Source organism: Verrucomicrobium sp. BvORR106, assembly GCF_000739655.1.
Taxonomy (GTDB): domain Bacteria; phylum Verrucomicrobiota; class Verrucomicrobiia; order Verrucomicrobiales; family Verrucomicrobiaceae; genus Verrucomicrobium.
Genome location: NZ_BATR01000162.1, coordinates 1 through 26,632 on the forward strand (window position 1 = coordinate 1; position 26,632 = coordinate 26,632).

The 26,632-nt window shown below is 61.6% G+C and carries 18 protein-coding genes and 2 pseudogenes; 6 read left to right on the top strand and 14 right to left on the bottom strand.

All coding sequences use genetic code 11. The annotated features are described in order from the left end of the window. Together BV106_RS38930 and BV106_RS27880 are read right to left on the bottom strand one after the other, a co-directional pair. Positions 1 to 180 (bottom strand): annotated as a pseudogene (locus BV106_RS38930) (hypothetical protein); the annotation flags it as partial. 195 nt (positions 181 to 375) lie between these two features. After that, complete coding sequence (locus tag BV106_RS27880; protein ID WP_265596147.1) at positions 376 to 2,001, bottom strand: acyltransferase; 1,626 nt, start codon at positions 1,999 to 2,001, stop codon at positions 376 to 378. 490 nt (positions 2,002 to 2,491) lie between these two features. Here BV106_RS27880 and BV106_RS27885 point away from each other — a divergent pair, with 490 nt between their 5' ends. Further along, complete coding sequence (locus BV106_RS27885; RefSeq protein ID WP_051946424.1) at positions 2,492 to 3,793, top strand: SGNH/GDSL hydrolase family protein; 1,302 nt, start codon at positions 2,492 to 2,494, stop codon at positions 3,791 to 3,793. A gap of 90 nt (positions 3,794 to 3,883) precedes the next feature. Here the strand turns inward: BV106_RS27885 and BV106_RS27890 are convergent, their stop codons facing one another. The 8 genes and pseudogenes from BV106_RS27890 to BV106_RS27925 all read right to left on the bottom strand — a co-directional run bounded on the left by BV106_RS27890 (position 3,884) and on the right by BV106_RS27925 (position 15,328). After that, the gene (locus BV106_RS27890; protein ID WP_038170278.1) at positions 3,884 to 4,540 is read right to left on the bottom strand and encodes a hypothetical protein; all 657 of its coding nucleotides are present in this window, start codon (positions 4,538 to 4,540) and stop codon (positions 3,884 to 3,886) included. 150 nt (positions 4,541 to 4,690) lie between these two features. Next, positions 4,691 to 8,572, bottom strand: a complete 3,882-nt coding sequence (locus tag BV106_RS27895; protein ID WP_265596148.1) for a hypothetical protein — start codon at positions 8,570 to 8,572, stop codon at positions 4,691 to 4,693. Between the two features lie 728 nt (positions 8,573 to 9,300). After that, entirely contained in the window at positions 9,301 to 10,293 is a 993-nt protein-coding gene (locus BV106_RS27900) for an aldo/keto reductase (protein WP_038170281.1), read from the bottom strand. Between the two features lie 305 nt (positions 10,294 to 10,598). Further along, a complete protein-coding gene (locus BV106_RS27905; protein ID WP_038170284.1) occupies positions 10,599 to 11,594 on the bottom strand; it encodes an AraC family transcriptional regulator in 996 nt (331 codons plus the stop codon). Continuing rightward, positions 11,591 to 12,645: pseudogene (locus tag BV106_RS27910) on the bottom strand (NAD(P)-dependent alcohol dehydrogenase). The gene BV106_RS27905 and the pseudogene BV106_RS27910 overlap by 4 nt, the downstream one beginning before the upstream one ends. A 349-nt stretch (positions 12,646 to 12,994) precedes the next feature. Beyond that, positions 12,995 to 13,552 carry an NAD(P)H-dependent oxidoreductase gene (locus tag BV106_RS36360; protein WP_081892346.1) on the bottom strand — a complete coding sequence of 186 codons (558 nt, stop codon included), beginning with the start codon at positions 13,550 to 13,552 and terminating at the stop codon, positions 12,995 to 12,997. Between the two features lie 99 nt (positions 13,553 to 13,651). Continuing rightward, on the bottom strand, positions 13,652 to 14,932 hold the full coding sequence (locus BV106_RS27920; RefSeq protein ID WP_081892347.1) for a DUF6596 domain-containing protein: 1,281 nt from the start codon (positions 14,930 to 14,932) through the stop codon (positions 13,652 to 13,654). A gap of 21 nt (positions 14,933 to 14,953) precedes the next feature. Continuing rightward, positions 14,954 to 15,328, bottom strand: a complete 375-nt coding sequence (locus BV106_RS27925) for a YciI family protein (RefSeq protein WP_038170545.1) — start codon at positions 15,326 to 15,328, stop codon at positions 14,954 to 14,956. Between the two features lie 430 nt (positions 15,329 to 15,758). Here BV106_RS27925 and BV106_RS38935 point away from each other — a divergent pair, with 430 nt between their 5' ends. The 5 genes from BV106_RS38935 to BV106_RS27950 are packed head-to-tail and all read left to right on the top strand — an operon-like array spanning position 15,759 to position 22,188. After that, on the top strand, positions 15,759 to 16,313 hold the full coding sequence (locus BV106_RS38935; protein ID WP_038170287.1) for a sigma-70 family RNA polymerase sigma factor: 555 nt from the start codon (positions 15,759 to 15,761) through the stop codon (positions 16,311 to 16,313). Next, positions 16,310 to 17,317, top strand: coding sequence for a hypothetical protein (locus BV106_RS38940; RefSeq protein WP_038170288.1), 1,008 nt, complete (start codon positions 16,310 to 16,312; stop codon positions 17,315 to 17,317). The genes BV106_RS38935 and BV106_RS38940 overlap by 4 nt, the downstream gene beginning before the upstream one ends. Further along, on the top strand, positions 17,314 to 19,497 hold the full coding sequence (locus tag BV106_RS27940) for a c-type cytochrome (RefSeq protein WP_038170290.1): 2,184 nt from the start codon (positions 17,314 to 17,316) through the stop codon (positions 19,495 to 19,497). Before BV106_RS38940 ends, BV106_RS27940 begins: the two co-directional genes overlap by 4 nt. Continuing rightward, a complete protein-coding gene (locus BV106_RS27945) occupies positions 19,491 to 20,963 on the top strand; it encodes a hypothetical protein (protein WP_038170293.1) in 1,473 nt (490 codons plus the stop codon). The genes BV106_RS27940 and BV106_RS27945 overlap by 7 nt, the downstream gene beginning before the upstream one ends. A 46-nt stretch (positions 20,964 to 21,009) precedes the next feature. Next, positions 21,010 to 22,188, top strand: coding sequence for a Gfo/Idh/MocA family oxidoreductase (locus tag BV106_RS27950; protein WP_038170295.1), 1,179 nt, complete (start codon positions 21,010 to 21,012; stop codon positions 22,186 to 22,188). A 111-nt stretch (positions 22,189 to 22,299) separates the two neighbouring features. Here BV106_RS27950 and BV106_RS27955 read toward each other — a convergent pair whose 3' ends face one another. The 4 genes from BV106_RS27955 to menB form a co-directional block, all read right to left on the bottom strand. Further along, entirely contained in the window at positions 22,300 to 23,454 is a 1,155-nt protein-coding gene (locus tag BV106_RS27955; RefSeq protein ID WP_038170297.1) for an AMP-binding protein, read from the bottom strand. A 30-nt stretch (positions 23,455 to 23,484) separates the two neighbouring features. Further along, entirely contained in the window at positions 23,485 to 24,447 is a 963-nt protein-coding gene (locus BV106_RS27960) for an enolase C-terminal domain-like protein (protein ID WP_038170298.1), read from the bottom strand. Between the two features lie 74 nt (positions 24,448 to 24,521). Further along, the gene (locus BV106_RS27965; RefSeq protein ID WP_051946426.1) at positions 24,522 to 25,403 is read right to left on the bottom strand and encodes a 1,4-dihydroxy-2-naphthoate polyprenyltransferase; all 882 of its coding nucleotides are present in this window, start codon (positions 25,401 to 25,403) and stop codon (positions 24,522 to 24,524) included. Positions 25,404 to 25,435: 32 nt separating this feature from the next. Further along, the gene (gene menB, locus BV106_RS27970; protein WP_038170299.1) at positions 25,436 to 26,248 is read right to left on the bottom strand and encodes a 1,4-dihydroxy-2-naphthoyl-CoA synthase; all 813 of its coding nucleotides are present in this window, start codon (positions 26,246 to 26,248) and stop codon (positions 25,436 to 25,438) included. Positions 26,249 to 26,632 lie beyond the last annotated feature (384 nt).

Genomic DNA, 26,632 nt, shown 5'->3' on the forward strand with positions numbered 1-26,632 from the left:
CGTAGGCTCCGGTGCAGCAGGTGCCGGAGCCGCAGGGACCGCAGTAGCACCTGCTCCCTCGCTGGTTACGGGGGTAGTTTCATTTTGATCCAGCCCCACCTCGGCCGGCTTGCGGGAATCACCACATCCTGTAAGGACGAAACAAACAGCGGCCACCAGGGCAGGAGACGTCAATCGCATGAGATCGGGGGAATTTTTACCAAGCTACAACCCTCCCAAAGCACAACTCAAGCCTGAATGCCTCACTTTCTCGTCAGGTAGGAGCGACCATTGCCGCAGGTGCCCCCATCGCAATGAAAGTTGTTTCCTGAATGGACCGGTGGATCTCCTGGCGTGGCCAGGCACCGCCTGGGCACCTCGTCCGCCGCTCCTTCTTCACCGGCTGCACGGCATCTCTCCTTGCAACTCCTTCGATGGCACCAGCCCCTCTTTCACGACATCTTCCGCGGCAGACTCCGTCTTAACCTGGGCGGTCATGAGCCAATTGCCCACCCGATTGGAAAAGTTCACACTGGGCCAGTCTACCCAGCGGGTGAGCAGATCCGAGATCCAGAACGTTGCCATCACACAAAATCCAAGCCCCAGCGTGGAGGCCGCTACGGGAGCCAAGCCCATCTTCATGAAAACGACCGCGACGCCCTGCCCCACCGTATGGAGCGTCAACGCGTGGACGACATAGAGCGCGAAGGAGCGCTCCCCCAACCAGACAAGTGGTCGCCAGGAGAGCAGGGTGATGGCAGCCTGGGAATACAGCGCAAGCCCCACCGCCAAGGTCGCCGCAATGTGGAGAGGCCACACCCCGAGTGACGGATACCACGCGAACCACGTCCCTGAGAGATCCCGGGACATATGAATAGACCCGATGGCGACCACCATTGCCAATACCAGCAGAGCCACACCGCCCCCCAGGCGAAAATCCGGGCGGCGCAGGGAGTGTGCAGCGATGAAGAGCCCCGCCAGGAAATCCACCATGAACTTCTGCGGCCAAACAAACATCATCACCGCAAGGACCGCCCCCCAAACGAGTTCGCGCCGGGCCATCGACAGTGTGCAGGCAATCAGGCCAAACAGTGCAAGAGATCCGACCAGCTCCAGCTGAACAGTCCACAGCGGTGCGTTGAATCCTCGTCCCAAAAATACCGCCTCCCACAACATGCTCGTGAAAGTCATCGGGACCATCCCGATGGTGAACATTCCGGAGTCAAAGCGGGACAGATCATTAAAATGGCCGGTGAAAAACCCGCCAGAGGTATACAGGAAAAAAGAAGCCACTGTCGTGATGAAAGGCAGCGGCAGCAGCCGGAAATATCGCTTCGCGGTGGCCTTCGCCACCAAGTCAAAAGAGGCCTTCTTAAGCAGGGGCCGCGCCAGCACAAAGCCGCTCAACACCCAAAAGATGTGCACCATGAGTTCCCCATTCAACACCAACGAGAAAGGCGGGGTCATGATCCATTTTGCCACCGCTGGCACAGCGTACTCAGTGTTCACTTTTCCCAGCGTGAACCAGGATCCAGGAAACATCACTCCCGAGGCATGGAACAGAAATACGCACATCGCCGCCACACCCCGCAGGGAATCCAGGGCATGCAGACGTTTTGTCTGTGAGACAGGCGCCCCCACAGCCTGGCCCTTTCCCATATGCCGCATTAGCGCCAGCATGCCTAGAAGCAGAAACGCCGAACCACCCAGGTGGGCCGTCCGCATGACCGCCCCGGGCAGATCCAGCGCCAGGACCACATCCCCACTCCCGGAGGACAGCAACTTCCGAAGAGATTCGTTGATATAGAGCGCGTTACCCTCCCTCACGCGGAAGGCAGGCTCGTTGGCCCGTGACAGCTCATCCACGGCCCCCACTTCCATCGCCCGCTTTCCTGAAACCCACACACCCGGTTCAAGCCCATACCGTTTTTTCCCAAATTCCTTTTTGGAGAGCCGGGTGAACACCGCCCCGGCTACCTTCCCTTCACGGAACTCCTCAAGAGTCAAAGGACGTCCTTTCACCGGACTCAACAGCAATGATGTCCCTGCCAGCATTGAGGAAATGACGAGCAATGCAATCAGACCATAACGGACAGCGCGTGACGATCCGAATCCGCGGGGGAAAATCATGTTTCCGCGTACCGCGTCCCCCTAGAGGCGACAACCTGAAAATGCTGCCGGGGACTACTTTTTTTCCTTAAACTTGCGACAATTGATCATCAAGACAATGCAGCCTCGAGGCACATCGCTCAACGCAAAGTCAAGGTTGGCAGCGTCTCGCAATGCAGGCGAAAACCTCCCCTTCTTTCCATTGGCAATAGTTTAGGTGAAGGTGAAGATGATCGCGTGGCGCAGCGAAGTGCGCCATCAGAGCTACCGGGGCCCCCTCTCCTGACGGGAGGCACTGCAGGCCCCTGCCACGCCATGTGTTTGCGGTGAAGATTTATTCCTCGCATGGCGTAATTTCCTTTCCTACCTTCCCGCTCAGCCCTCTCCTTTTGCTTCCCATTTCATGAACCTCATCCGCCGCTCCTTCATCACCGGCTGCACCGCCTCCCTACTGACGCTGCCTTATCTTTCCGCCCAAGAATCGCCCCCGGTCCTCCGCGAGGCGGCCGAGGTCACCCCGCGCGGCGGTCTGCCCAATGTGCTGGCCAAGCTCCAGGCCGGTCAGCCCGTGAAGGTGGGCTACCTGGGCGGCAGCATCACCGCCGCGCCGGGCTGGCGCGTGAAGTCCCTCAAGTGGCTCCAGGAGAAGTTCCCCAAGGCCCAGCTCACGGAGATCAACGCCGCCATCGGGGGCACGGGGTCTGACCTCGGGGTGTTCCGTGTGCAGCGGGACGTGCTGGATCACAAGCCGGACCTCATGTTCGTGGAGTTCGCCGTGAACGATGGCGGAGCTGAACCGGCCCGCATCCAGAAGTGCATGGAGGGCATCGTCCGCCAGACTTGGAAGGTCGATCCCGCCACAGACATCTGCTTTGTGTACACTCTGAGCGAGCCCTTCCTGAATGACCTGAAGGCCGGCAAGGCCTCCCGCTCCGCCACCGCCATGGAGGGCGTGGCCGACCACTACCAGATTCCCAGCATCCACTTCGGCGTCGGCGTGGCCAGCCTGGAGAAGGAGGGCAAACTCATCTTCAAGGCTCCCAAGCCCCAAGGCCCTGCCCAGCCCGGCGCACCGATGATCTTCTCCGAAGACGGCGTGCACCCTCATGTGGAGACCGGGCATGAGCTCTACCTGCAGGCGATCACCCGCGCCTGGCCCGTCATTGCCGAGAAAGGTGCCGGTGCCAAGCCCCACGCCCTCATCGCGCCCCTGCGGGCAGACAACTGGGAAAAGGCCAAGCTCGTGCCAATCACCCAGAACATGCTGAAAGGCAGCTGGACGAAGATCGACATGCCCACCCACCCCATCGGCAAAGGCTATCAACAACGCCTCCCCGGCATGTGGAAGGCCACCGGCCCGGATGCGGTGCTTGAGTTTGAGTTCGAGGGCTCACACGTGGCCGGTTATGACCTCGTGGGACCCGATGGCGGACAACTGGAAGTGACGGTGGACGCCCTGCCTCCGAAGAAGCTGGCCCGCATCGATGCCCACTGCACCTACCACCGACTGGCCACCTCCCTGCTGCTCACCGGCGCCCCCGAAGGCCGCCACCACGTGAAGGCCCAGCTCCTGGCCGAGGCTCCCGACAAGCGCAAAATCCTCTTCCCGAAGAATGTCCCGGACTTGGAGAAGAACCCGGCGAAGTATCAGGACAACGTGTGGTATCTGGGTGGGTTGCTGCTGCTGGGGGATTTGGTGAAATAAGTGCTCACCTGCGGGGATGTATGGGCCACCGCATGATTTGTGGTGGCTCACAATCTTCGCATGGAACGATGCAACATCGGCGATTTGAGTCTAGTCACATCGCCCAGAAGCGATGACCTCCCCCGGATGGAGAGCCTTCGAAGGGTATGCCTTCAAAAGCCCCTTCACCCTCTCTACATCCTGGCGAATCCTCTTAGCAGTCTCATCATCGGGATCGATTGGAACCACCACGTACGTTTCGATCACGACGATCCCCAGATCTTTCCAATGGTGAGTTGGAAACAGCCGGTGTTGACGTTCGATTTGTTGCAACTCCAATTTCAACTTCCATTCAGCCTCCGTTACCGGAGCGAACATTCTGAAATCAAGCCTGTAAGTGGGTTTCGGGAGCTCCCGAGCGGCCTTTGCGCGCAGTTCTCCCACTTCTCGATTGATCTCTTTCCACTTTTCCACCCAGTCTTTCTCGTCAACTTTTGGAGCAATGTACAAAAGCAAGGTGGAAGGAGTATCATCAGCCATCAGACTGCTGTTAAGCCCAGACTGCACCCCCACCACCCCGTCGTGGCTAGCTAGCGTTATCAGCTTGTCCGTTACGTCATAGTGGACGGTCCAGCGTTGCCCTACAGCCTGAGATATTTGAGCCAACAATCCGGCAACGGCAGCGTCATCCGAGGCCTTGAGCCCTGTCCCGAGCGTCAAGACCGCCAACATCACTAACATTCTGGTCAGACTAACGTACATTTTCATAGGTGGTTGAAAACTCCGGCTGGGATCCCTGCCATTACACAAGGATGTGAAGCGGCGCAGTGCCGCCGTGAGCGAAGACAACATGGCGATCAAGAACGTGCATCAAGTTCTAGGCGCCTACAGTTGAAGTAGGTTGGACCGCTCAATTTTTCAACTCCCCCGATAGGCGATCACGTTGAGCGGAAACTCGTGCGGAATCACCGTGCCGTCCTTCATCACGATCTCCACCACAATGGTCAATGCCAAAGCCTCCTTCATGATGTTGGGGGCGCGGTAGGTGAAAACACCACCAGCGCTCACCGCGGCACCAGTCACAGTGTCACGAAGGCGCATCGTCGCCACAGCCTCAGGGTTGTTGACGGTGATCTTGTACTCCATCTGACGGCCCTGTGCCGCAAAGGGCATCGCATGGGAAGTTACCACGACCGTCTCTGGTGCCGATTGCTTTAACACCGCCGGCAGATCGCATTTGATAAACTGCAGCATGCTGCCTTTGTGATTTCGCACCACGATGAGGTTACGATCACCGCAGGGCAACACCCGGGTGCCATTCTCACTGTAGGATCCGTAAGCGTCATCAATCCTGAGCACACCAATGTTGTGGAGGGTCATCAGTGTGCGGGAATGATCCGGACAGACTAAGGAAATTACGTCCCCTTCTTTTTCCCCTGCCAGCGCGACATAGTTGCCACACCTGCTGTAGGCCGCATCTCGCCTGCCCGGATTGTCAAACCCCAGCCACCTGGCACCAATGAACATTGAACTCCCCACCCACAACCTGTCCCCCGTTGGCGAAGCCTGCAATTGGGCACTCGATTCTACATTGTATAGACTTAAATTTTGCCCCAAGTTCCCCACCCTCGCACCCTGGGCATACGAAACCCCTGTTGTCAGGCTTGGGGAAACTATCGCCTGGCCCGACGACAGGCAAAGCACCCGCCCATCCGCTGAGCAGGGGATCTGGACCGGCACCTCAGTCAGGAGCCAGTAGGCCTGTCCGAAACCCTCTCCGGCCAGCCACTCCGTCGTCCCCTTTGTCTCGGACGACGGCTGCGCCCACTTGTTTCCCCTGGTCAGGGTCGTATTCTCCAACACTACCAGACGAAATTGGTCCATCTTCTTCCCATTGAAGCCCGCCGCCTTGCTGTAATCCAAGACCAGGGAGACAGGGCTATCCGGCTGCGTTCCCACTGCCAGCCCCTTCAGAGGCGCCCTCTCTGGAACCGTCACCGTAAGCTCTGGCTTAAAATCCGGCAGAGACAGTCGCGTCAGAGAAGTGACCGCAGGTTCATATGCCAGCACATAATCTCCCGCCAGAAAGAGCCCCGTTTTCGCCGACGGGCGGTAACTCCCGACCACTCGCCGATCCTTTGTCGAGTAGAGCTCCAAAGTCCCGTCTTCCATGCGAAGCGTCACGTACTCATTTAGCCCTGAAGACATGTCCACGACACGGCGCGGACTGTTGTAAATCCAGGACTCCAAGTGCACGAAGTCAGGAGGCGTAGCCTCCCCTGACGCAATCTTCGCCACAGCTGACGCCATGTCTGAACCGCCCTGCACCGCTGGGTAAGCCACCAATGGCGGCACACCGCCAATCATCAATGTATGCCTAAACTGAGTGCCCTCCTTTCCAGTGGGCCCCACGAGTTTCAAGTTCAACTCGACCTTGCTGGGAACAAATGCCGCTGGCACATCCCAGGTCAACCTGCCCCGCTCATCCATCTGCATACCCTGCATCAGGGGTGCCACCTGTAGCTTCCATCCCGGAGGCCCAAGCACCTCCGGAGCAAACGAGTACTTCCTGCCCCTGGCCGCCACCCCGTCGGGAAAGTTTAGCAAGATCGGGGCATCAGTTGCCGCCAGATCCCTCTGCTTGAGTCGTCGTACGGTCACATTGCCGTCGTGACCCCAAATGGCCACCGACCGGCTGTACGGATCAAAAAACACACTTCCCACCGACAATTCCAAATTCCCGCTACTCATCTCCGTCAACTCTTGGGTGGCCACACTGCAGACCAGAGCCTGATCAATCACCGAGTAAAGTGTAAGGACGGTCGGCAGCGGCGGCAGCTGCGGCTGGGCCTTTTGCAGAGTCACGTAAAGAGGCGCTTCCAGCAAGGGCCGAACTGTCTCCGACAAGCTGAAGGAGCTCTCTTGAGTGGCCCGCACAAGCAGCTTGCGTTTCGCCCCACTTGGCAGCGGCACTTCCACGTGAAAATGATCCCAGATGATCGAGGGAGACACCGTTCCCTTGCTGCCAGCCGACTGGCCGTATCCAGGGCGTCCCCTAAAGCCCCGGTAGTAGTCCTCGTAGTTTTCTGAGGTAGAGATTGAGCTACCATTCAGAGTCAACAGGCACCGCCCATCACCCGAGAGAACATGGTCAATTCTGTCACCAACAAGAGATCGGCGGGAGCCACTCGGCAATCCAGTGAAAGCCATTTCCAATGTCTTCGGGTCACAAGCAAAAACACTCTCCTCGCAAACGAGCGCTATAGGCCCATGAGTGGAGACCGCCCCCGCCGCCAACCGGACCGGCGTCAGATGCTCGGGAATCTGGATGCTGACTTCACGCTGAAGGGTTGCAGCATCATACCGGGTCAGGCGGCGCTCCTTTGGCACCAAGACAAAGAGGGACTCCTCGTTCCCCGCCACCCTGCATTCTTCCAGTGGCTCCGCGGGCAGCGGCAGCCAATCCCGTTTCTCAAGAGAGAGCCGCTTCCAGTACGGAGCCCCCTCCAGTTTCAGCAATAGTTCGCGACCACCCCTCGTTGCCACGACTCGCGTGATCTTCGTTTCTGCCCTCAAACTTACCAGTTCCCCGTGCCCCAAGGGCGCCTTCGACGGCACTTCTTGATTAACCGTCAAAGGATTCGTCGAAACTGAGTCTACAACTCTGCTTCCCGTAGAAGCGGGTTGTCCGATCTCCCGCTCATGCTTGATGCCATGAGCGTGGCAAGAGTACTCCACCCCGGTCCGAGTGATCGTTACTCCGAACGGGATGGACCGACCAATGATCTGGTTGTCCTTGCTGCGGGCCACCACTTGCAATTCATAGCTGACTTGCGTATGCGCTGATGCCAGTTGCGGCTTCAGAGAAAAGTGCATCTCCCCATCTTGGCTATCAAAGTCGACAGGCACTTCCTGCGCCCCATCCAGCGCAAGCGGCATTCCTGACTCCGGCACGGGAACCACGGGTGTTCCTGGGTTCCCTAGCTTCCAAGGCTCCGTCACTCGATACGCCACCTTGAAAGATTGCGAGTCATTGAAGATGTCAAACAGCTTCCCCTTGAGGTTAAGCGGCAGAGTGTCGCCCGACAGGGGGCCTGTCTGCACTGATTCAGGAGAGAAACGCACTCTCGTGATGTCCACAAGTGAGACGTTGGCCTGCCGGTACCTCCAGCTTGCATCTTGCTCAGGCATCGCAAAACCCGCCAGCCCGCCATCTGCCCCTAAGATCGCAATCGTCCGGGGCAATTGCTGGCTCACTTCTGCCAGTCTGTCGCAATACAGTCTGTCTCCCGCCAATCGGACATTCACCAGTTCTTGCGAGATCGGAGGGATGCGTACCGGTCCTGTTCCAGGCTGGCCGATGGCTCCCTCAGCGGCAAGCAGTGGCAGCAAGGCATACATCTCTCCGAAGGTGGAAGCCTTCTTTACCTGACCGTCCTGGCTGTAGGGAAAGGACTCCATGAAAGCCACGACCGCGATTCGCGATGCCGCATCATAGCTCACCAGCGTGCCGGGGCGTTGCATGAAGCTCGGCTGTACCTCATCCACCAAAAGATTGCGCTGCACCGTGATCTTGCAGGACCTATCCCGCAGCGCAGTTTCATCGTAGTCCGGAAGCCAGGCCATCGCCAGCCTCCCCGATACCTGCCGCGGAACTGCTGGCTCGCACAATTCCGGGGCGAGGATCACGGCCCCGTAGGACCGCCGGATAGCCCCGCCAACGGTGATCGTCAACCGCAACGAACCAGCCGCGAGTTCCGGCGTAAGCGTGAATGCTGGCGGAGTTCCCGACGCAGCCACGGATGCACGGGAAGGCTCCTGAACTGGTGCCGCTGGCAGTGCTGCTACAGGACCATCCTCCTTTCGCGGTCCGGTGTCGCGACTGCTCTCGTTCCTGTCCGACAAGGCGGCCGATGATTCCGCCCGATTGCGGGATTCACCACATCCTGACACAACAATACAACAAGCCAGTGCTAAAGAGAAAAATATCAATCGCATCGTATAAAGCATTTTTTTGGCAGACTCCCCTCAATCATATTACAACTCAAGGCGGAAAGTACCAAAACTCTGCAAAACAACCCCATGGTCACGCGCCCACCCCGGATAACCATGCTAGCCAGAGTGCCCCCTTTCCCTCCCCATGCAACTGCGGTTAAAACTTGCTCCTCGCATAGCGAATTCACCCGCGGCATTTGCCCAATGTGCTGGCCAAGCTCCAGGACGAGGCCCTGACAAACGCAAGATCCTCTTCCCGAAAGAACAGGCTGACGAAGGCGGAAGTTAATAGTTCAGGGTGAAAAGTGCTAAGCGCCACGGGATTTCGGCGTTGTTTGCCCGCCTTCTTTACTCTGCGGCCAGGTCACCTTGTAGCTTGTTCGTGAGTACAGGAGGCGGGGGTTCCTAGCCCCGCTCAGGCGCATGTCCGATGGAGTAAGCGAAAGTGGGGAGCGTACAAGTTTGCGCCAGCATTCAGGTCTTGCGTCTTGCGTCTTGTGTCTTCAAGTCTTGTGTCTCCCGCGCATCGGGCCCTACCTCCCCGCCAGCGCCTCCAGCGCTTCAGGATACCGTGCCCCTTCCACGGTGATCTGTGAAGCCGCGACTTCGATTTCCCGCAGATCGTCCGCGGTCAACTCGACCTCTGCCGCGCCGAGGTTCTCCTCCAGTCGATGGAGTTTCGTGGTGCCCGGAATCGGCGAGATCCAGGGCTTTTGCGCCAGGAGCCAAGCCAGGGCAATTTGCGCTGGCGTGGCGTGTTTGTTCGCCGCCATCGCCCCCAACAGATCCACCAGGGCCTGATTCGCCTTCATTGCCTCCGGCGTGAATCGGGGCAGCCTGTTGCGGAAGTCGGCGCTGTCAAACTTGGTGCTCTGGTCAATTTTGCCGGTCAGGAAGCCCTTGCCCAGCGGGCTGTACGGCACAAAACCAATGCCGAGCTCCTCCAGCGTGGGGATAATCTCTTTCTCAGGTGTCCTCGTCCACAGAGAGTATTCACTCTGCAGCGCGGTCACCGGCTGCACCGCATGGGCACGGCGGATGGTCTGCGCACCGGCTTCCGAGAGGCCAAAGTGCTTCACCTTGCCTTCCTCGATGAGTTGTTTCACTGCACCCGCCACGTCTTCAATCGGCACCGCCGGATCAACCCGATGCTGGTAGAAGAGGTCGATAGCCTCCACCTTCAGCCGCTTCAGCGAGGCCTCCGCCACGTGCTTGATGTGCTCTGGCCGGCTGTTCAGACCAGGAGTACCGCCAAAGTCAGACCCCACGTCAAAGCCGAACTTCGTGGCGATCACCACCTGATCACGAAAGGGCGCCAAGGCCTCGCCCACCAGCACCTCATTGATGAAGGGCCCATAGACCTCCGCCGTGTCAAAGAAGGTGACCCCGCGGTCCACCGCCGCGCGAATGAGCGCGATCATTTCCTGCGTATCTTTCGGCGAACCATAGCCAAAGCTCATGCCCATGCAGCCCAGGCCAATGGCTGAGACTTCAAGGCCGTTGTTTCCAAGTTTGCGTGTTTTCATAAGAAGTGAAGTGCTAAACGTTAGATGTTATGAGTTAAGAGTTATGAGGGGAATGGTCGGCACCGATGCCAAAGGAAAGACAACACCCCTCAACACAGCCAAATGCGCGAAGCGTCTTCGGAGTGCCGGTGGCTTGACACCGCTTTGGCACCCCTTTTGATTTCATAAAACCGCAGCACCTGAGCAGCGCTGCCAGACGCCATGCGTCATCTGTAAGCAAAGTAGTTCAGCACTTTAGTGCGTCAGTCGCGCGACTCACGTCATCCAACACCGAGCTAAAGCTCTGCACTACATTGAGCTTCCCTTCAGCGCGCCACCATCCCCCGCCACTCACCCGGCGTGGTGCCTTCCCAACCGTGAAAGGCTCGGAAGAAGGAGTTCGAGTCTTCATAGCCCAGCAGAAAGGCCACGCCACTGAGTTCCACCGTGCTCTGGCGGAGGTAGTGATGCGCCAGTTGCCGCCGGGTATCTTCCACCAGCTTCTGAAAGGTGAGACTGGCCTCACCCAGCCGACGCTGAAGGGTGCGAGAGCTCATCCCCAGTTCCTGTGCCACGTCCTGGATGGTTGGCCGCCTGCCTGCGAGGGATCGCTTGAGGCAATGCCGCACCTGCTCGCCCAGATCCAGCCCTTTGGTTTGCGCCTCCAGTTCGTTGTCCAGCTGCGGCCCCAGGGCGGCGAGCAGTTCCTCGTTGTGGGTCACGAAGGGCCGGTCGAGATCCCGGTCGCGAAACACCAGGGCATTCCGCCCCGCCTTGTACCGCACCCGACAGCCGAAGTGCTGCTCCAGCAACTCGCGGTTCTGGGCATGTCTCGCCAGTTCCAGCCGGAGCGGCACGATCTGCCCGCCCGTCCCCCGACGCCCCACAGAGAGGATCCAGGACAGCGCCACGTCCACCAGCAGCTCGGGCTCTATTTCCTCTGCCGCCGTGAAGACGAACTCCACCGTTGTTTCCTCCCCTGCCTTCGTCAACCGGATCTGCTCCGGGCAGGTCAGCTGCTTGTACCGCGCCATCCGCTGCAGCGCGTCCCGGTAGGAACGGCTGCAGACGGCCACCACCGCCGTGGGGTGGTAGCGCTCGATCCGCTCCTCCACTCCCAGCTTCAGGCCGATGCCCGGGTCCGGGCTCATCTCACCGATGGCCCGGTACAGGGCAAACAGCTCCGCCGTCGTGGCCAGGATCCTCTCCTGATCGAAGAAGCCCGCAGGCAGCCCCGCCAGCCTCAGCAGAGCCGGAAGCAATAGCCCCTGCTCTGCCAGCCTGGCTGCCAGGAGATTGGAGATGCGGAAGTGCTGGTTCATGAATTCAGCGAGGCCATGTCGATCACGAAACGGTAACGCACGTCCTGCTTCAGGAGACGCTCCCAGGCTTCGTTGATCTTCTGCATGGGGATGAGTTCGATGTCCGACACGATCTGATGCTTGGCGCAGAAGTCCAGCATCTCCTGCGTCTCCGCGATGCCACCGATGGCTGAGCCGGAGAAGTTGCGGCGCGGCAGCAGCAGGTTAAAGGCCGCCACTGGCAGCGGTTCCTCCGGCGCGCCCACCAGCGTGAGGGTGCCATCCAGCTTGAGCAGACTGAGGTAAGCATTGATGTCGTGCTGGGCGGACACCGCATCCAGGATGAAGTCAAAGCTGCCCGTGTGCTTGGCCATGGCATTGGCATCCTTGGACACCACCACCTCATGCGCCCCCAGGCGGAGACCGTCCTCAATCTTGTTGGGCGAGGTGGTGAAGAGCACCACATGCGCCCCAAAGGCGCGGGCAAACTTCACACCCATATGTCCCAGGCCGCCCAGCCCCACCACGCCCACTTTCTGGCCCGGGCCCACCTTCCAGTGGCGCAGGGGTGAGTAGGTGGTGATGCCAGCGCACAGCAGCGGAGCCGTCGCTGCAAGATCCAAGCCCTCCGGCACCCGCAGCACAAAGGCCTCATCCACCACGATGCTGGTGGAGTAGCCCCCGAACGTGTGCCCGCCCAGGATCTTGTCTTCGCCGTTGTAGGTGAAGGTGGGGTACGACAGGCAGTACTGCTCCTGACCTGCCCGGCAGTTGTCGCACTTCCCGCAGGAGTCCACCATGCATCCCACAGCCGTGAGATCGCCCGTCTTGAACTTTTCCACCTCGGCCCCACCCGCGTCACCCGGCCGACGATTTCGTGCCCCGGCACGCAGGGGTAGATGGTGTTTTTCCATTCATTCCGGGCCTGGTGCAGGTCCGAGTGGCAAACGCCGCAGTAGAGAATTTCCATCTCCACGTCCCAGGGCCCCGGCTCCCGGCGGGCGATGTTGTGGGAACCAAGAGCACTGGCGGCGGACTGCGCAGCAAAGGCGTGAACTGAGTTGGTTTTCATGTTCACCACCGTAGCCTGCCGCCCCTTTTTTATCACTAGCAGGACGCGCCACACCACTTGCAAAACGCGCCAGATGTTTTTGGCGTGTTTTGCGGCAGCGCAATGACAACGGCAACCAACTCAACCTGAGCCATTTATCAACAACCCCTCCGCTGCCTGAGACGACCGGACTACTCCTGACGCCGCCTCAGGGGTAGTCCGATGGTCCCCATCGGCTCAGTCGCTGAAAGGGACACTCGGACAAAGACCAGAGCACGGCCAGGCCGGCCAGCAGGTTCGCGGATATCACACATTTGTCCCCTCCGCTGCCTGAGCCGGTCGGGACGACCGGACTACACCCGACGCCGCCTCAGGAGTCATTCGCCAGCGCCTTGCAGCACTCTCGCACTGCCTCCACTGGCACCTCATCATAGAACACCGTCCCTTCCTGCGCATACACCATGCCCACCTGCTCCAGCCCCAGGTAGTCGCAGAAGCTGCCGAAGGCCGCCTGGATGACCTCGTTTGGCCGCGGGGCATAGCCTGTGGTGAGAAACGCCACCTTCCGCCCCCGCAACCGGCGGCCCAGATCCTTGCGGGAGTACAGCAGGTCCGTGAATCGATCGATGAACTGCTTCATCGGTGCCGAGTAAGAGTACCAATACACGGGCGTGGCGAACACGATCAGCGGTGCCTCCACCATCTGCTCGATGATGCCAATGAAGTCATCGTCGGAGTACTGCTGACTGTAGGAAAACGGCGCTATCCTCACCTGATTGAGATCCACCACCTCGCAGGGGAGGCTCTCAAAGAGTCGCTGCAAGGCACGGGCCGTGTTGCCCTCGCTCCGCGCACTGCCGAGGATGGCCAAAGCCGGTGCAGCAACCGAAGTGCGCAACGTTGAAGATGATGTCAGTTCTGTATTCATAAATTCAAACAGGGATCAATGATTCCAAGCCGGCAGCCGCCGGCATATATATTTCCTATAACCTCCAGCCCAGTAGAGGCCCGCGCATGACCTTGCCGACTATCTTCCACCCAACTTCTCGACCTTCTTGAAGAGATGGGCTCTCATGCCCGGGTCATCGGCCAGACCGGCGGCCCGCAGGCAGGCCTCACGAGCCTCCCCAGTCCGCCCCAGGATCTCCAGCACATGGCCGCGGGCCGCCCAGTAGGGCTGATAGTCTGCCACGCGTCCCTCAGGCAAAAGGTCCAGCGCCGCCAAGGCAGCATCCGCCTTGCCCACCTGGGCCAGAGCCACCGCCCTCCCCACCATGGCACCGATGCCGGGTGTGAGTTGGACCAGCCCCTCGTAGAGCAGCAGAATCTCCTCCCAATCCAGACTGCCCGTATGGGCCCGGCTGGCGTGGATGGACTGGATGGCCGCCTCCAGTTGATAGCGCCCCAGTTTCTTGAAACCCGATGCCCGCCGCAGCAACTCCTCCGCCTCGGTCATCAACGGTCGTGACCAGAGTGAGGTGTCCTGCTCATCCAGCGGCACAAAGTTCCCCTCCCCATCATACCGCGCGGCACAGCGCGCCTCACAGTGCAGCATGAGCGCCAGCAACCCCAGCGCCTCCGGCTCCTGCGGCATGAGCTGCACCAGGGTGCGCCCCAGATGAATCGCCTCCCATGCCAGCCCATGCTGAGTGGACCCCGCTTCCAGCAGGCTTTCCCAACCGGTCGTGTACGCCGCATAGATCGCATCCAGCACAAAGGAGAGCCGCTCCTCCCATTCCGGCGGGTCCGGCACCCGGAAGGCGATGCCTGCATCGCGGATCTTGTTCTTGGCTCGAACCAAACGCTGGCTCATGGTGGCGGGAGACACGAGGAAGGCAGAGGCAATCCGTGCCGCATCCACCCCCAGCACCACTTGCAGCATGAGCGGCGTGCGCACCGCGGGATCGATCGCCGGATGGCCGCAGACGAAGAGCAGCTTCAGACGTTCATCCGGGAAGGGATCACCTGCGTCGGCCACCGTGCGCACTTCCTCCGCCAGTTGTTGCAAGTGGGCCTCGGAGTTCTGCTTCACCCGCTGATGACGTATCGCATCCGTGATCCGGTTGCCCGCCACCCGCAACAGCCACGCCTCCGGCTTCTGCGGCACCCCGTCGCGGGGCCAGCGCTCCAGCGCCGTAGCCAGCGCATCGCTCAGGGCATCCTCTGCCCCTGCCACGTCCCGGGTACGGGCTGCGAGATAAGCCAGCAGCCGGCCATAGGACTGTCGCACGAGGGCATCGATGGTTCGATGAGCCTTCTCATCGAGCACTCCTGGCACTGCGGCAGGTGATGGGTCAGACACGTCCATGGCCGGTGGCAATACGGGTGATCAGGCAGTCTTTGCCGCCGGGCTGCCAACAGAGAAATGCGACCCCATGAGCGGCCGCACCTCCACCGAGGCAAAGGCCGCCGCCGGATGACGCGCCGCCCACTCCAGTGCCGTGTCCAGATCCGGCACATCGATGATGCCGAAGCCCGCCAGGAACTCCTTGGACTCGGCGTACGGGCCGTCATGCACCTGGCGCTGGCCATCCCGCACCCGTACGGTCGTGGCCGCCAGGGGCGACTCCAGCCCAGCGCCCCCCACAAAAATACCCGCCGCCTGCAGTGCCTGGCCATAGGCCCTGCCCGCGGCCAGCACTGCCGCGTCATCGCGACGGTCAAAAACTTCCTGAGATTGATGAACAAGCAGTGCGTACTTCATGTGATGTTTCGGTAGAGTTTGAGTGGAGGCGGACCAGTTCATCTGACCGCGCTACACAGGGATGACGACTCACCGGAAGGCATTTCGACAATTGGGAAAAAGAATACTCGGGCGGTCGAAGAAACACGAGACGCCAGTGCCAAGGGCTCTCCACCGGGTCAACCTTCCCCGTGCCCAGAGTAGCAATAGCCGAGTCTCTTGTCAGCCGGTCGAAGCTCTTCCTCGAAGAGGATTCGGCTCCAAGCCCAACGTTGACGAGCTTCCAGCGAGTCTACGGTGGGTAAGAGAGAGACGAGGTCTACTCCGAAGGAGTTGTGGCGGTCTGACCTGCTGCCCCGCTCCAATCCCCTTTCCCAAAAATATTCCGGCAAAACTCCGCCCCTTTGGCGGCTATCTCTATGGGAGCCTGGCTCCCCCTGCCCTTCCCCCTATGCCACCGCCTTCAGCTTCACCATCGCCCACCCCGGATCCGCATGGGCAGTTCCTGCGTCTCCTAGCCGAGCACCAGGCGGGCCTGCACACGTTCATCCGCGCCATGTTGCCCTCCCGTGAAGACGCCTCCGCCGTGCTGCAGGATGTGCTGGTGGTGCTGTGGCAGAAGTTCGACTCGGCACAAGACTTCAAAAAATGGGCCTATGGCGTGGCCCGGCTGGAAGTGCTCAAGCATCTCCAGAAACTTCGTCGAGATCGACACGTGTTTGACGACGACCTGGTGAATCAGCTCGCGGATGAGTCCCTCACGCATCAGGAGCGCCACCTGACCCAGCAGGATGCCCTGGAGGGCTGCCTACAGAAGCTGCCCGCCGCTCAACGAGAGCTTGTGCTGAGCGCCTATACCAAAGGCACCCGCATGGATGATCTGGCCCAGCAGCGTGGCCAGTCCCCCATGGCCCTCTACAAGATGCTGCACCGCACCCGCCAGCTCCTGCTGGAGTGCGTCCGCCGCTCCATGACCCGGGGAGAGGAAGGCCCCCACCTCGCATGACCCAGCCTACTCCCCCCACCTCTGACTGGCTGGATCTCATGCAGCGCTACATGACCGGCCAGACCTCGCAAGAGGAAACAACCATCCTGCAAAACGCGCTAAAGGCGGATGCAGCCCTGCGCACGCTCTATCTGGATCTCGTCCACCTTGATCTCGCCCTCAGCGCCACCGCGGATGCCACCTCCTTCATGACGCGAGCCGAACCGTCCCCGATACCGCTCCCCGCCCCGACCTCCCTCACCCGATCTCCCTGGCGGCAATGGCGCCCACTGGCCACGGCCGCCGCCGCCGGGCTCATGCTGGGACTCTTCAGTGCCACGCTCGTATGGGCCTATGTTTCTCCCAATCCGCGCCAAAAGGGCATCACGCTGTTCGTCGAGGGCTTTGAGCCAGCAAGCGACGTGCAGGCCCGGCTGCGCCATCCCGAGTTGAAGACGCCGCCCGGCCTCCCCACCACCATCGATCTCTGGACTGGCGATGACGCCCAGATAGTGACCGCCGAGCACGATGTCTCGCCCCGCGGTGGACGTCACATGCTCCGCTTCAACAGCGCCACTCACTCCGGGGAGGACGCCAAGCGCAGCGCCTGGGGCGATGTTTATCGTCTGGTGGATGTGAGGAATCTGGTAAAAGACACCCAGTCCCTCCTGCGCCTCACTGCCAGCTTCAACGCCCCCCCTTACCCAGAGAATGAGGAATACCTCTGCAGCGTGGAACTGTGCACGCTGGAGACCAATCCCAACGAAGCCCCGCAACCACTCACGCTGCCCTGGGTGCGGGAAAACGGGTCTGCCACGGCATTGAGAAAGTTCCCGCTCAAGGGCAACCTCACCTGGAAGAGTACCAACGTGGAAGTCTCCATCACGCCCCAGACCCAGTATGTGCTGGTGCATCTGGCCGTCCTCCGCACCAAGCCCTATGCGCCAGATGGTCCGGTGCAGTTTGGCACCCACTATGTGGACAACGTGAAGCTCCAGGTCATTTCCCAGAACCCCACACCGTGATCAGGTTCCTCCCCAGCATCGCGATCATCGTCGCCAGCACGGCCCTCTGGACGGCCGCCGCCACCACCGCAGCAGAAGTCTGCGCCGAGGTTCCCGCCTACGAGCGCCTGCGCAAGGCAGGCACCCCGCTCCAGCCAGCCGAGGCCGGAGCCCTGCTCTATTCCGAACTGTCATGCGCCGCCTGTCATGAACCTGCGGCAGCATCATCCTCTGCCCCCGCCAAATCCTTGCGCTGGAAGGCCGGCCCTGACCTCTCCGCTGCAGGCGACCGTCTGCGCGCCACCTGGCTGCGCCAGTACCTCATGGACCCCTCCGCGGTCAAATCTGGCACCACCATGCCGGACTTGCTGTCCGGCATGAATGCCCCTCAACGTGCCGAGACAGTGGAGGATCTCACCCACTACCTCATGGGCCTGCGTCCCAAACAACGTCGCAACGTGGAGCCCATTGTTGGCTCCTCGAAGACGGGCAAAACCGTCTTCGAGACCATCGGCTGCGTGGCCTGTCATGGCACCCATCTGCCGACGAATCTGGGTGAAAAATACGCACCGGGAGCACTGGCCAAGTTCCTCATGAGCCCCCTAACGGTGCGCCCCTCCGGCCGCATGCCGGATCAGCGCTTGGGCAAAAAGGACGCCGCTCATCTGGCCGCCTACCTCGCTCCGGCTCCCCCACCCGCTGAGCCTCCCTTTGAGCAGGACACCGCCCGGGCACAGCGTGGCCGGAAGGCCTACCACTCCCTGGGCTGCGTCTCCTGCCATGGCAAACCTGCTGAAGACCGCCCCGTGCCGCCTCTTGCCGATTTCCATCAGGGCTGCCTCGCCCCCGCGGACTCTCAAACCGCAGGCGTGCCCAAGTACACACTCAGTGAGGAGCAGCGTGAGGCCCTGCGCGCCTCCATCACCACCTCCCGCACGGCTCCGGCTGAGCAGGACCCGAAGGCCGCCATCCGGCATCTCCTGCTCCAGCGCAACTGCATCGCCTGCCACACCCGCGACGATCTGGGCGGCCCCACACCTGAGGTGGCCGGGCATTTCCACTCCACCAAGGACGATCTGGGAGATCTGGGTCGGCTCCCTCCTCCCCTGGATGGCGTGGGGCGCAAGTTTCAGCGAACCGCGCTGGAAAGCGTCCTCCGCGGCAGGGACCTCGTCCGCACCTACATGCGGGTGAAGATGCCAGACTTCGGCGATGACTTGGCCAAACATCTGCCCGACCTACTGGCCAAGGCGGACGCCCAGGCTAAGGAACCACGGTATGCCCTGCACAGGGAAAAGAACCCAGACCTCACCGGTCGCGCCGAATGGGGCCGGGAGCTCGTCGGCACCGGGGGCTACGCCTGCATCGTCTGTCATGATATCAATGGCCAGCCCTCGCTGGGCATCGGTGCCTATGATCTGGCGCAGATGCCCAAGCGCCTGCGCCCAGAGTGGATGAGAGATTTTCTTCTGAACCCCGCAGGCTTCGCCACCGGCACGCGCATGCCCCCCTTCTGGCCCCAGGGCAAGCCCATGAACCCCGCGCTGGCGGGCGGCACCGCGGAACGCCAGATCGACAGCATCCGCCGTTATCTCCTCGAGGTGGATGAGAGCCTGCCCCCACCCGGCATGGCGGACCGGGCCACGCACCTGCTCACTCCGGAGCAGAAGCCGCTGGTCTTCCGCACCTTTTTGAAAGGCACCGGCACCCACGCCATCGCCGTGGGATTCCCCGGTGGCATGAACGCCGCCTTCGACGCGCTGCAGGTACGCTGGTCCATGGCCTGGCGCGGGAAGTTCCTGGACGCCGATGGCACCTGGAATCAACGCTACGTAAAGATGGAGCAACCGCTGGGCGAGTCCCTGGTGAGGCTGGATGAGGCAGGCATCCTCACCCTGCCCCAGGATCCCGGCGCGAAGCCGGAGTTCCGTGGCTACCACCTCACCCAGGAGGGTGTCCCCGTGTTCGAGTACCAGTTGGGGCCGTTGCAGATCGAAGATCGCCTGGAGCCTCTTGCATCGGGCGGCTTGGTGCGCCGTCTGGATGTTCGAGGTCCCACTCCACCCGTGCCCGTGCAGTTTCACGCCAAACCGCCCGCGGGCATGAAGATACGTGTCGCCTCGGGAGGCGCGGACACTTCGCCGATCATGCTGCAATTCCACGAAGGCACGGCGACCCTCACGGAGGAAATCAGATGGTAGCCCCTTTTCCCCTACTCCCAGCCTTGCTGGGCAGCATCGCGCTGCTCGCCCTCATTCCACCCACCTTGTCGGCGGAGGAGAACTATCGTCGTATTCCCCTGGAAGCACCAGAGAGTCTGGTGCTGGAGGCCGGTGGCCTCGCGTGTCTGCCTGGTGGAAAGCTCGCGGTGGCCACCCGTCGGGGTGAGGTATGGATCGCCGATCACCCCTATACCCCAGACGGGCGGCAGGTGGGCTGGCGACATTTCGCCAGTGCGCTCCACGAACCCCTGGGTCTGGCCTATCACGAAGGGGCCCTGTACGCCAGCCAGCGTAGTGAGGTCACCCGCATGAGGGACACGAATGGCGACGGCGTGGCGGACGAGTACCACTGCGCGGCCAAGGGCTGGGGGGTCTCCGGCGCCTACCACGAGTACGCCTACGGACCCAAGTTCGATCCTGCTGGCAACATGTGGGTGACGCTGAACTGCACCATGGGAGATGCCGTGACCCGGGACAAGAACTGGCGGGGCTACGGATTGCGCATCGCCCCCGACGGTTCATGGAAACCCGTCTCTGGCGGCATGCGCTCCCCCTGTGGCGTTGGCATCAATCAGGCGGGCGATGTCTTTTACACGGATCAGCAGGGCCACTGGAACTCCGCCTGCGGCATTCATCACATCCGCCAGGGTGCCTTTCACGGGCACACCGCCTCCTTTGCCTCCGCCACCCTGCCGGGAGCACCTTTTGCCGCGCCGACCGAGCTCGTGGAAAACGTGCCCATCCCAGAAGCCGCCCGGCGCATGCCCATCTACAAGCCCGCCGCCGTGTGGCTCCCCTACCGGAAGATGGGGATGAGCACCACCGACCTCGCTCTCGATGACACCGGGGGCAAGTTCGGCCCGTTCACCGGCCAGTTCTTTGTGGGGGAGCTCACGCAAGCCTGGGTGAACCGCGTGTACTTGGAGAAGGTGGAGGGAGAGTATCAGGGTGCCTGTTTCCCCTTCATGCAGGGATTCCAGGCCGGTGTTCTCCGCCTGGAGTTTGGCGAGGATGGCTCGTTGTTTGTCGGCGAAACCAGCCGGGGCTGGAGCTCCGTGGGGAGCAAGTCCTACGGTGTGGAACGCGTCGTCTGGAACGGAAAGACTCCGTTCGCCATGCGCACCATGGAGGCCCGGCCCGAAGGCTTCCGCTGCACCTTCACCCGCCCGGTCACTCGAGAGGCCCTGAACTCTGCCTCCTGGAAAATGCGCAGCTACACCTATGAGTACCATGCCGAGTACGGCGGCCCCGACATCGATGAGAAGGAACCCACTCTCCACATAGCCAGCCTCTCCCCCGATGGCCTGACCGTCGATCTCAAAGTCACCCCGCTGCGCGAAGGTTACATCCACGAACTCCAGGTCACCGGTCTCCACTCTTCCGACAACGAGCCCCTCACGCCCGACATCGCGCACTACACGCTCAACAAGATCCCCAAGTCCTGAGTGCCGCAGCTCACCACTTACCTCTTACCCTTTACTTCTTACCGAGATGTTTCGTCGTCACTTCCTAACCACCTTGGCCGCCACCACGGCCTCAACCGCCCTCACCGCGGCGAATCCCCCGCAGAAATGGCGCGTGGCCGTCCTCGGCGACAGCAACCACGGCAAATACGGCCACAGCCTGGACAGCATGTGGCTGCGTCTCCCGGAGGTGGAGATCGTCGCCGTCGCCGATCCCAACCCCAAAGGACTCGAGGCCACGCTCAAGAAGCTCAACGTCACCACCGGATTCGCCGACTACCGGGAAATCGCACAGGTGAAACCTGACATCGTCGCCGTATGTCCCGCCATGAGCCTGCATCGCGACATGGCCCTGGTGGTCGCCGCCAGCGGCGCGCGCGGCATCTACATGGAGAAGCCCTTCTGCCGTTCACTGGCTGAGGCGGATGACATCGTCAACGCTTGCGAGAAACATGGGGTGAAACTGGCCCTCGCCCATCGCAACCGCTGGCATCCCACCCTCCCCGTGGTGAAGCAGTTGGTCAATGACGGCACCATCGGCCGACTCCTCGAACTCAGGGGCCGGGGCAAGGAAGACCGGCGCGGCGGTCTGGAGGACCTGTGGATCCTCGGCTCGCATGTCCTGAACCTCGCCACCTTTTTCACCGGCCGCCCCACGGCCTGTTCTGCCGAGGTACTCCTCGATTCCCGGCCCGTCACGCCTGCAGACGTCATCCGCACCAAGGAGGACTTCAGCGCCATTGCGGGCAATGCCGTGCATGCCCGCTTTGAGACTGAGTCCGGGGTGCCCATCTACTTTGACTCCGTCCAAGACGCCGGCGATGCCAAGGTCGGGTTCGGGCTGCAACTCATCGGCACCAAGGGCATCATCGACATCCGGGTGGACAACACGCCGCTCGCCCACCTGCTTCTGGGGAATCCGTTCCAGCCGGTGGCAGAGCCACGTACCTGGGTCCCCATCACCGCCGCCGGCGTGGGTGAACCGGAGCCCAACGCCAAGATCGGCAACATCGTCATGAGTCACGAACAAGGCGCCCGCGATCTCATCGCCGCCATCCAGGAGAACCGCCAACCACTCTGCAGCGCGGTGGATGGCCGCCTCACGGTGGAGATGATCACCTCCGTGATGCTCTCCCACGTTCGCGGCGGCAAGCGGGTGGAGTTCCCGCTGGAACAGCCCGAGAATCCGTTTGGCGCCTGGAAGTAGCACAGCCAGTCATTCAGTCGAAGCTCTTCCCCGAGCTGCTCCGGCACAGGTCGTTTTGAGAAGTCGCCAGACCGCCCTGAGCTCAATCTTGTTAATCCTTCAAAAATCTTGTCAATCCTGTCTCAATAACGTCTCCAGCCCCACACGATCCACTTTCCCCAGCGAGGTTCTAGGGATAAACTCCACACCCCGCACCTCACTCATCCGCTGATATCCTGGCACACCTTCATTGAAGTTCACCCGCAGCTTCTCCAAGGCAGCCTCGCTCATCTCCCCCACCAGCACCAGCCGCGTCTCCTGCCGGTCATCGGCCACGGGCCAGATCACGCAGGAGGCCGGAGCCAGCCCTTCCTCCAGGCAGATCTTCTCAAGCCTCGCCTGCAGTTCAGGCAGGCTCACCAGTTCCCCCAGCACCTTCACAAACGAAGCCTCCCGCCCAAGGAAACGCAGAAACTGCCGCGAGCCATGATGCCAGATCTGCACGCGATCCCGCGTGACCAGTCCAGCCTCCGCATTAATTGGCTCCCATTGCCAGGCCCCATCGCGCCGCACCATGTAGCCCCTGGCAAGGGCGCTCCCCCGCACCGTCAAGCGGTCCGTTTCATCCGTGCCCAATTGCCAGCAGGGCAGAACCTCCAGCGAATCCGGATCAAAGCCCGCTCTCAGATGCTCCAGCGGCTCCGTCGCAATCTGCGACGCCGTCTCGGTCATGCCAAAGCTCTGCAATACCGGCCAGCCCAGCTCCAGAGCCCGCAGCGCCACCTCGCGGTTCATGCCGCCGCCCCCCACGACGATGGCCCGCAGCGACTCCGGCGCGGGAAGTCGGGCCGCCACCAGATCATACACCTGTGTCGGCACCAGGGACACCAGCGTGACTTTTTCGGCTGCACACTGGGCAGCGAACCGGGTCGCATCCCATTTCCCCTCCAGGAACGTCCACGCAGCACGGCTCACATGGCAACGGGCCAGGATGGAGCAGCCGCCCACATGATGGGTGGGCAGGGCGAGGAGCCAACGGTCCTGCGACGTGGACTCCAGATGCTCATTCACTGCCCGTGCCGAGGTCAGCATGCCCTCCCGTGAGAGGCCCACCCACTTGGGCACGCCTTCGCTCCCGGAAGTTTTGAAATAACACAAGCCCGCCGTGTCGGCCCGGGCTTGAGCCATCTCCGCCAGTCTCTCCGGCGCATTCTCCCCCGGCGCCAGCGCCAGATGCAAGCGCGCCGATTGCCAGAAGGCGTCGTTTTCCTGATGCGTGTGCAGCATATCAGTCGTCTGTGCCGGAAAGGTTCACTCCTACAACTTCAGCCAGGCCAGCTTGTCCAGCACCTCATTGAAGCCCAGCCCGGTGCCGCTGCGATCCACCTTGAGCAATCCGCCCGCCGCACCCAGACGCTCAAAGAAGGAGTCTTTGGCAAAGAGATGATCCGTGGCCAGCCCACACAGGTCCATGCGATCCCCCACCTGCTGCCAGGCGAGAGCCGCCTCGTACGCGGCAAAGCTCTGGCCGATGGCGTGATCCATGGCGGAGGTCATCACCACCCGCACGCGCTCCGGCACGCCGTCCAGCATCTCCCGCCACTCCCGTCGCCCGGGCTTGAGCACGGCCACGTTGAACCCCTCATCCGCACCGCGCAGCGCCTTGTCCAGGGCCAGATCCACCTCATAGCGACGTTGCATGTCCTCCCAGGCCTCGGGATCATAGGGAAAGGGATCTTCCACAAAGTCGAGCCGCATCCGCACCCGGGGCGACATCCATTCCATGAAGTTGCGGAACTGATGCTGCTCCAGGCAGGAGTTAAAGTCCGCGCGCAGCTTCACAGCCGAGCCCGCAGCCTTGGCGGCAAAGCTGTCCAGCCAGCGCAGCACCTCGCCCACGTTGTTCCAGCCCTTGGTCTTGATCGCCCCCCAGCCCTCTTCCACCACGCGGCGCATCTGCGGCTCACTGGGCTGATTTTGATCCCACGAGTAATGACACGGCGGAATCTCCAACCCCTCAAACAAGCTGACACCCGCCCGGCGCGCCTCGCCATCCACTGCGGCCATGCGCAGGGCGCGCTCGATCACCTTGGACGTACCGCCATCCCGCAGCAGGTCCAGCTGATCCTTGATCGGCGGATCGCCGAACTCCGGCCAAGGATGCAGGCACCCCACCCCACCGTTCACCATGATGAGCACCCCGTGAAACTCCCGCCGCTGCGACACCGCATTCAACGCACCGCGGGAGTACAGCGTGTACGGATGAATGTAGTAGGACATGGTTGGGGAGGAAGTTGAGGCGCTGCGCTGGTTGAGGCGGGCTTCGCCCTGGTTTAGGAGTTTAGGAAAATTCGCTAACCCCAGATCAATGCGGCGATGAAAGCGAAGGAGAAGGCCAGGAGGGAGGCGCCGGCCATGGCGAGGAATTTGTTGTAGCGGGGAGAAGGCTCTGTCTTCCAAATCGCGGTGGCCAGTCCAGCGGCGGCAAGGAATGCGATGGCAAAGGGAGCCCAGCGCACGGCAGGAGTCTGCCAGTAGAAGCAGAGCCCCAGAGTGACGAGGTAGAGCAGCGTGATCTCCACCCGCGCGAAGGTCTTGCCGAAGCGCACGGCCAGCGTCTTCTTGCCCGTCTTGGTGTCTTCCTCAACGTCCCGCAGGTTGTTGATGGCAATGAGCACCGTGGAGAGACAGCCAATCTGCAGACCCGCCACGAGCGCTTCCACATGCCACTGCCCGCTCTGCACAAACGCGGAACCAGTCACCGCGATGAGGCCGAAGAACAGCACCACAAACAGCTCCCCCAGGCCGCGATAAGCCAGCGGCACGGGTCCACCTGTGTAGCCATAGCAGAACCACAGCGAGGGAATGCCGATGGCGAGAATGGGCCAGCCACACTGCCAGATCAGCGCCGCCCCCATCACACTGGCGATTCCCAGAAAAAGCACCGCCGCCTTCATCACCGCGCCGGCGGACATCATGCCGGAGGCCGTGATACGCACCGGGCCGAGTCGTTCCTCGGTATCGCTCCCCTTCATCGCATCCACGGCATCGTTGAAGAAGTTCGTGGCGATTTGCAGGCAGATGCAGCTTCCCAGCGTGGCCAGCATGAGCCATACGCAGAACTCCCCGCTGAGCTTCCAGCCCAGCGTGGAGCCCACCAGCACAGGGGCCACGGCGGCCCCCAGCGTCTTGGGACGGGCTGCCAGGATCCAGGGTTTGATCTTTCCGGCGCTCATGATGAAAGGCCTGCGTTAGATCTTGAACCGCCTCACGGCACGCGGGGGAACTTGGAGAAGTCCGGCTGGCGTTTTTCCACGAACGCATTTTTGCCCTCCTTCGCCTCCTCGCTCATGTAGTAGAGCAGCGTCGCATTGCCCGCCAGATCCAGCAGGCCCATCTGGCCGTCACAGTCCGCATTGAGGGCGGACTTCAGGCAGCGCAACGCCAGCGGCGAGTGCGCCAGGATCTCACGGCACCACTTCACGGTTTCTTCTTCCAGCTCAGCCAAGGGCACCACGTGGTTCACCAGGCCCATGTCCAGCGCCTGCTGCGCATCATACTGGCGGCACAGGTACCAGATCTCGCGCGCCTTCTTCTGCCCCACGATGCGGGCCAGGTAGCTGCTGCCAAGACCGCCGTCGAACGAGCCCACCTTGGGCCCCGTCTGGCCGAATCGGGCGTTGTCCGCCGCGATGGTCAGGTCGCACACGATGTGCAGCACATGGCCACCACCGATCGCGTAGCCCGCCACCATGGCGATCACCGGCTTGGGAATGCCGCGAATCTTCTTCTGCAGGTCCAGCACATTCAGGCGGGGCACGCCATCGCTGCCCACGTATCCTGCGTGCCCGCGCACCTTCTGGTCTCCACCAGAGCAGAAGGCATCCGGCCCCTCGCCCGTCAAGATGACAACGCCCACCTCGGGATCCTCATGCGCCACGTCAAAGGCATTCAAGAGCTCATGCACCGTCAGCGGACGGAACGCATTGCGCACCTCCGGCCGGTTGATCGTAATTTTCGCGATGCCGTCGCTGGACTTCTCCAGCTTGATGTCCTGGTATTCTTTAACGGAGGTCCACATGGTCAAGGTCGGTTGTCAGGAAGGGTGTCGAGGTCGTAGGTCGGGAAGGAACGCTTTAGCGCAGCTTGGCGTGGAAGCATCCCGTTTCGCAGATTTTGTACGTCTGGAGGCGCAATGTCGCCGCGCCGCGCTCCGGAGCCCTCATGTTCGGAGTACGAACAGCTTCCCGATCCCTCTGCTCAGTGCCCGTCCCTGGTGCGGGCCACCGCATATTTTACTCGCATCGCGTCAAGAAACTCCGCGAGGGGCCGTCCCTCTCCCGAAAGCGCCGTCGCTATCCCTTGCTTGATGGCGGCAACAGCTTCCCAATCCTCCGCACAGCCTGACTGATCTGAGGTGCCTTTCCCGTGGTGATCCAAGAGTGCCGCGTAGTCCAGAGGATCC

What these genes read in the sequence shown, in the direction of transcription:
- BV106_RS27885 (WP_051946424.1), top strand. Translation starts at nt 2,492, where the DNA reads ATGAACCTCATCCGCCGCTCCTTCATCACCGGCTGCACCGCCTCCCTA.
- BV106_RS27890 (WP_038170278.1), bottom strand. Translation starts at nt 4,540, where the DNA reads ATGAAAATGTACGTTAGTCTGACCAGAATGTTAGTGATGTTGGCGGTC.
- BV106_RS27900 (WP_038170281.1), bottom strand. Translation starts at nt 10,293, where the DNA reads ATGAAAACACGCAAACTTGGAAACAACGGCCTTGAAGTCTCAGCCATT.
- BV106_RS27905 (WP_038170284.1), bottom strand. Translation starts at nt 11,594, where the DNA reads ATGAACCAGCACTTCCGCATCTCCAATCTCCTGGCAGCCAGGCTGGCA.
- BV106_RS36360 (WP_081892346.1), bottom strand. Translation starts at nt 13,552, where the DNA reads ATGAATACAGAACTGACATCATCTTCAACGTTGCGCACTTCGGTTGCT.
- BV106_RS27920 (WP_081892347.1), bottom strand. Translation starts at nt 14,932, where the DNA reads ATGGACGTGTCTGACCCATCACCTGCCGCAGTGCCAGGAGTGCTCGAT.
- BV106_RS27925 (WP_038170545.1), bottom strand. Translation starts at nt 15,328, where the DNA reads ATGAAGTACGCACTGCTTGTTCATCAATCTCAGGAAGTTTTTGACCGT.
- BV106_RS38935 (WP_038170287.1), top strand. Translation starts at nt 15,759, where the DNA reads ATGCCACCGCCTTCAGCTTCACCATCGCCCACCCCGGATCCGCATGGG.
- BV106_RS38940 (WP_038170288.1), top strand. Translation starts at nt 16,310, where the DNA reads ATGACCCAGCCTACTCCCCCCACCTCTGACTGGCTGGATCTCATGCAG.
- BV106_RS27945 (WP_038170293.1), top strand. Translation starts at nt 19,491, where the DNA reads ATGGTAGCCCCTTTTCCCCTACTCCCAGCCTTGCTGGGCAGCATCGCG.
- BV106_RS27950 (WP_038170295.1), top strand. Translation starts at nt 21,010, where the DNA reads ATGTTTCGTCGTCACTTCCTAACCACCTTGGCCGCCACCACGGCCTCA.
- BV106_RS27955 (WP_038170297.1), bottom strand. Translation starts at nt 23,454, where the DNA reads ATGCTGCACACGCATCAGGAAAACGACGCCTTCTGGCAATCGGCGCGC.
- BV106_RS27960 (WP_038170298.1), bottom strand. Translation starts at nt 24,447, where the DNA reads ATGTCCTACTACATTCATCCGTACACGCTGTACTCCCGCGGTGCGTTG.
- BV106_RS27965 (WP_051946426.1), bottom strand. Translation starts at nt 25,403, where the DNA reads ATGAGCGCCGGAAAGATCAAACCCTGGATCCTGGCAGCCCGTCCCAAG.
- menB (WP_038170299.1), bottom strand. Translation starts at nt 26,248, where the DNA reads ATGTGGACCTCCGTTAAAGAATACCAGGACATCAAGCTGGAGAAGTCC.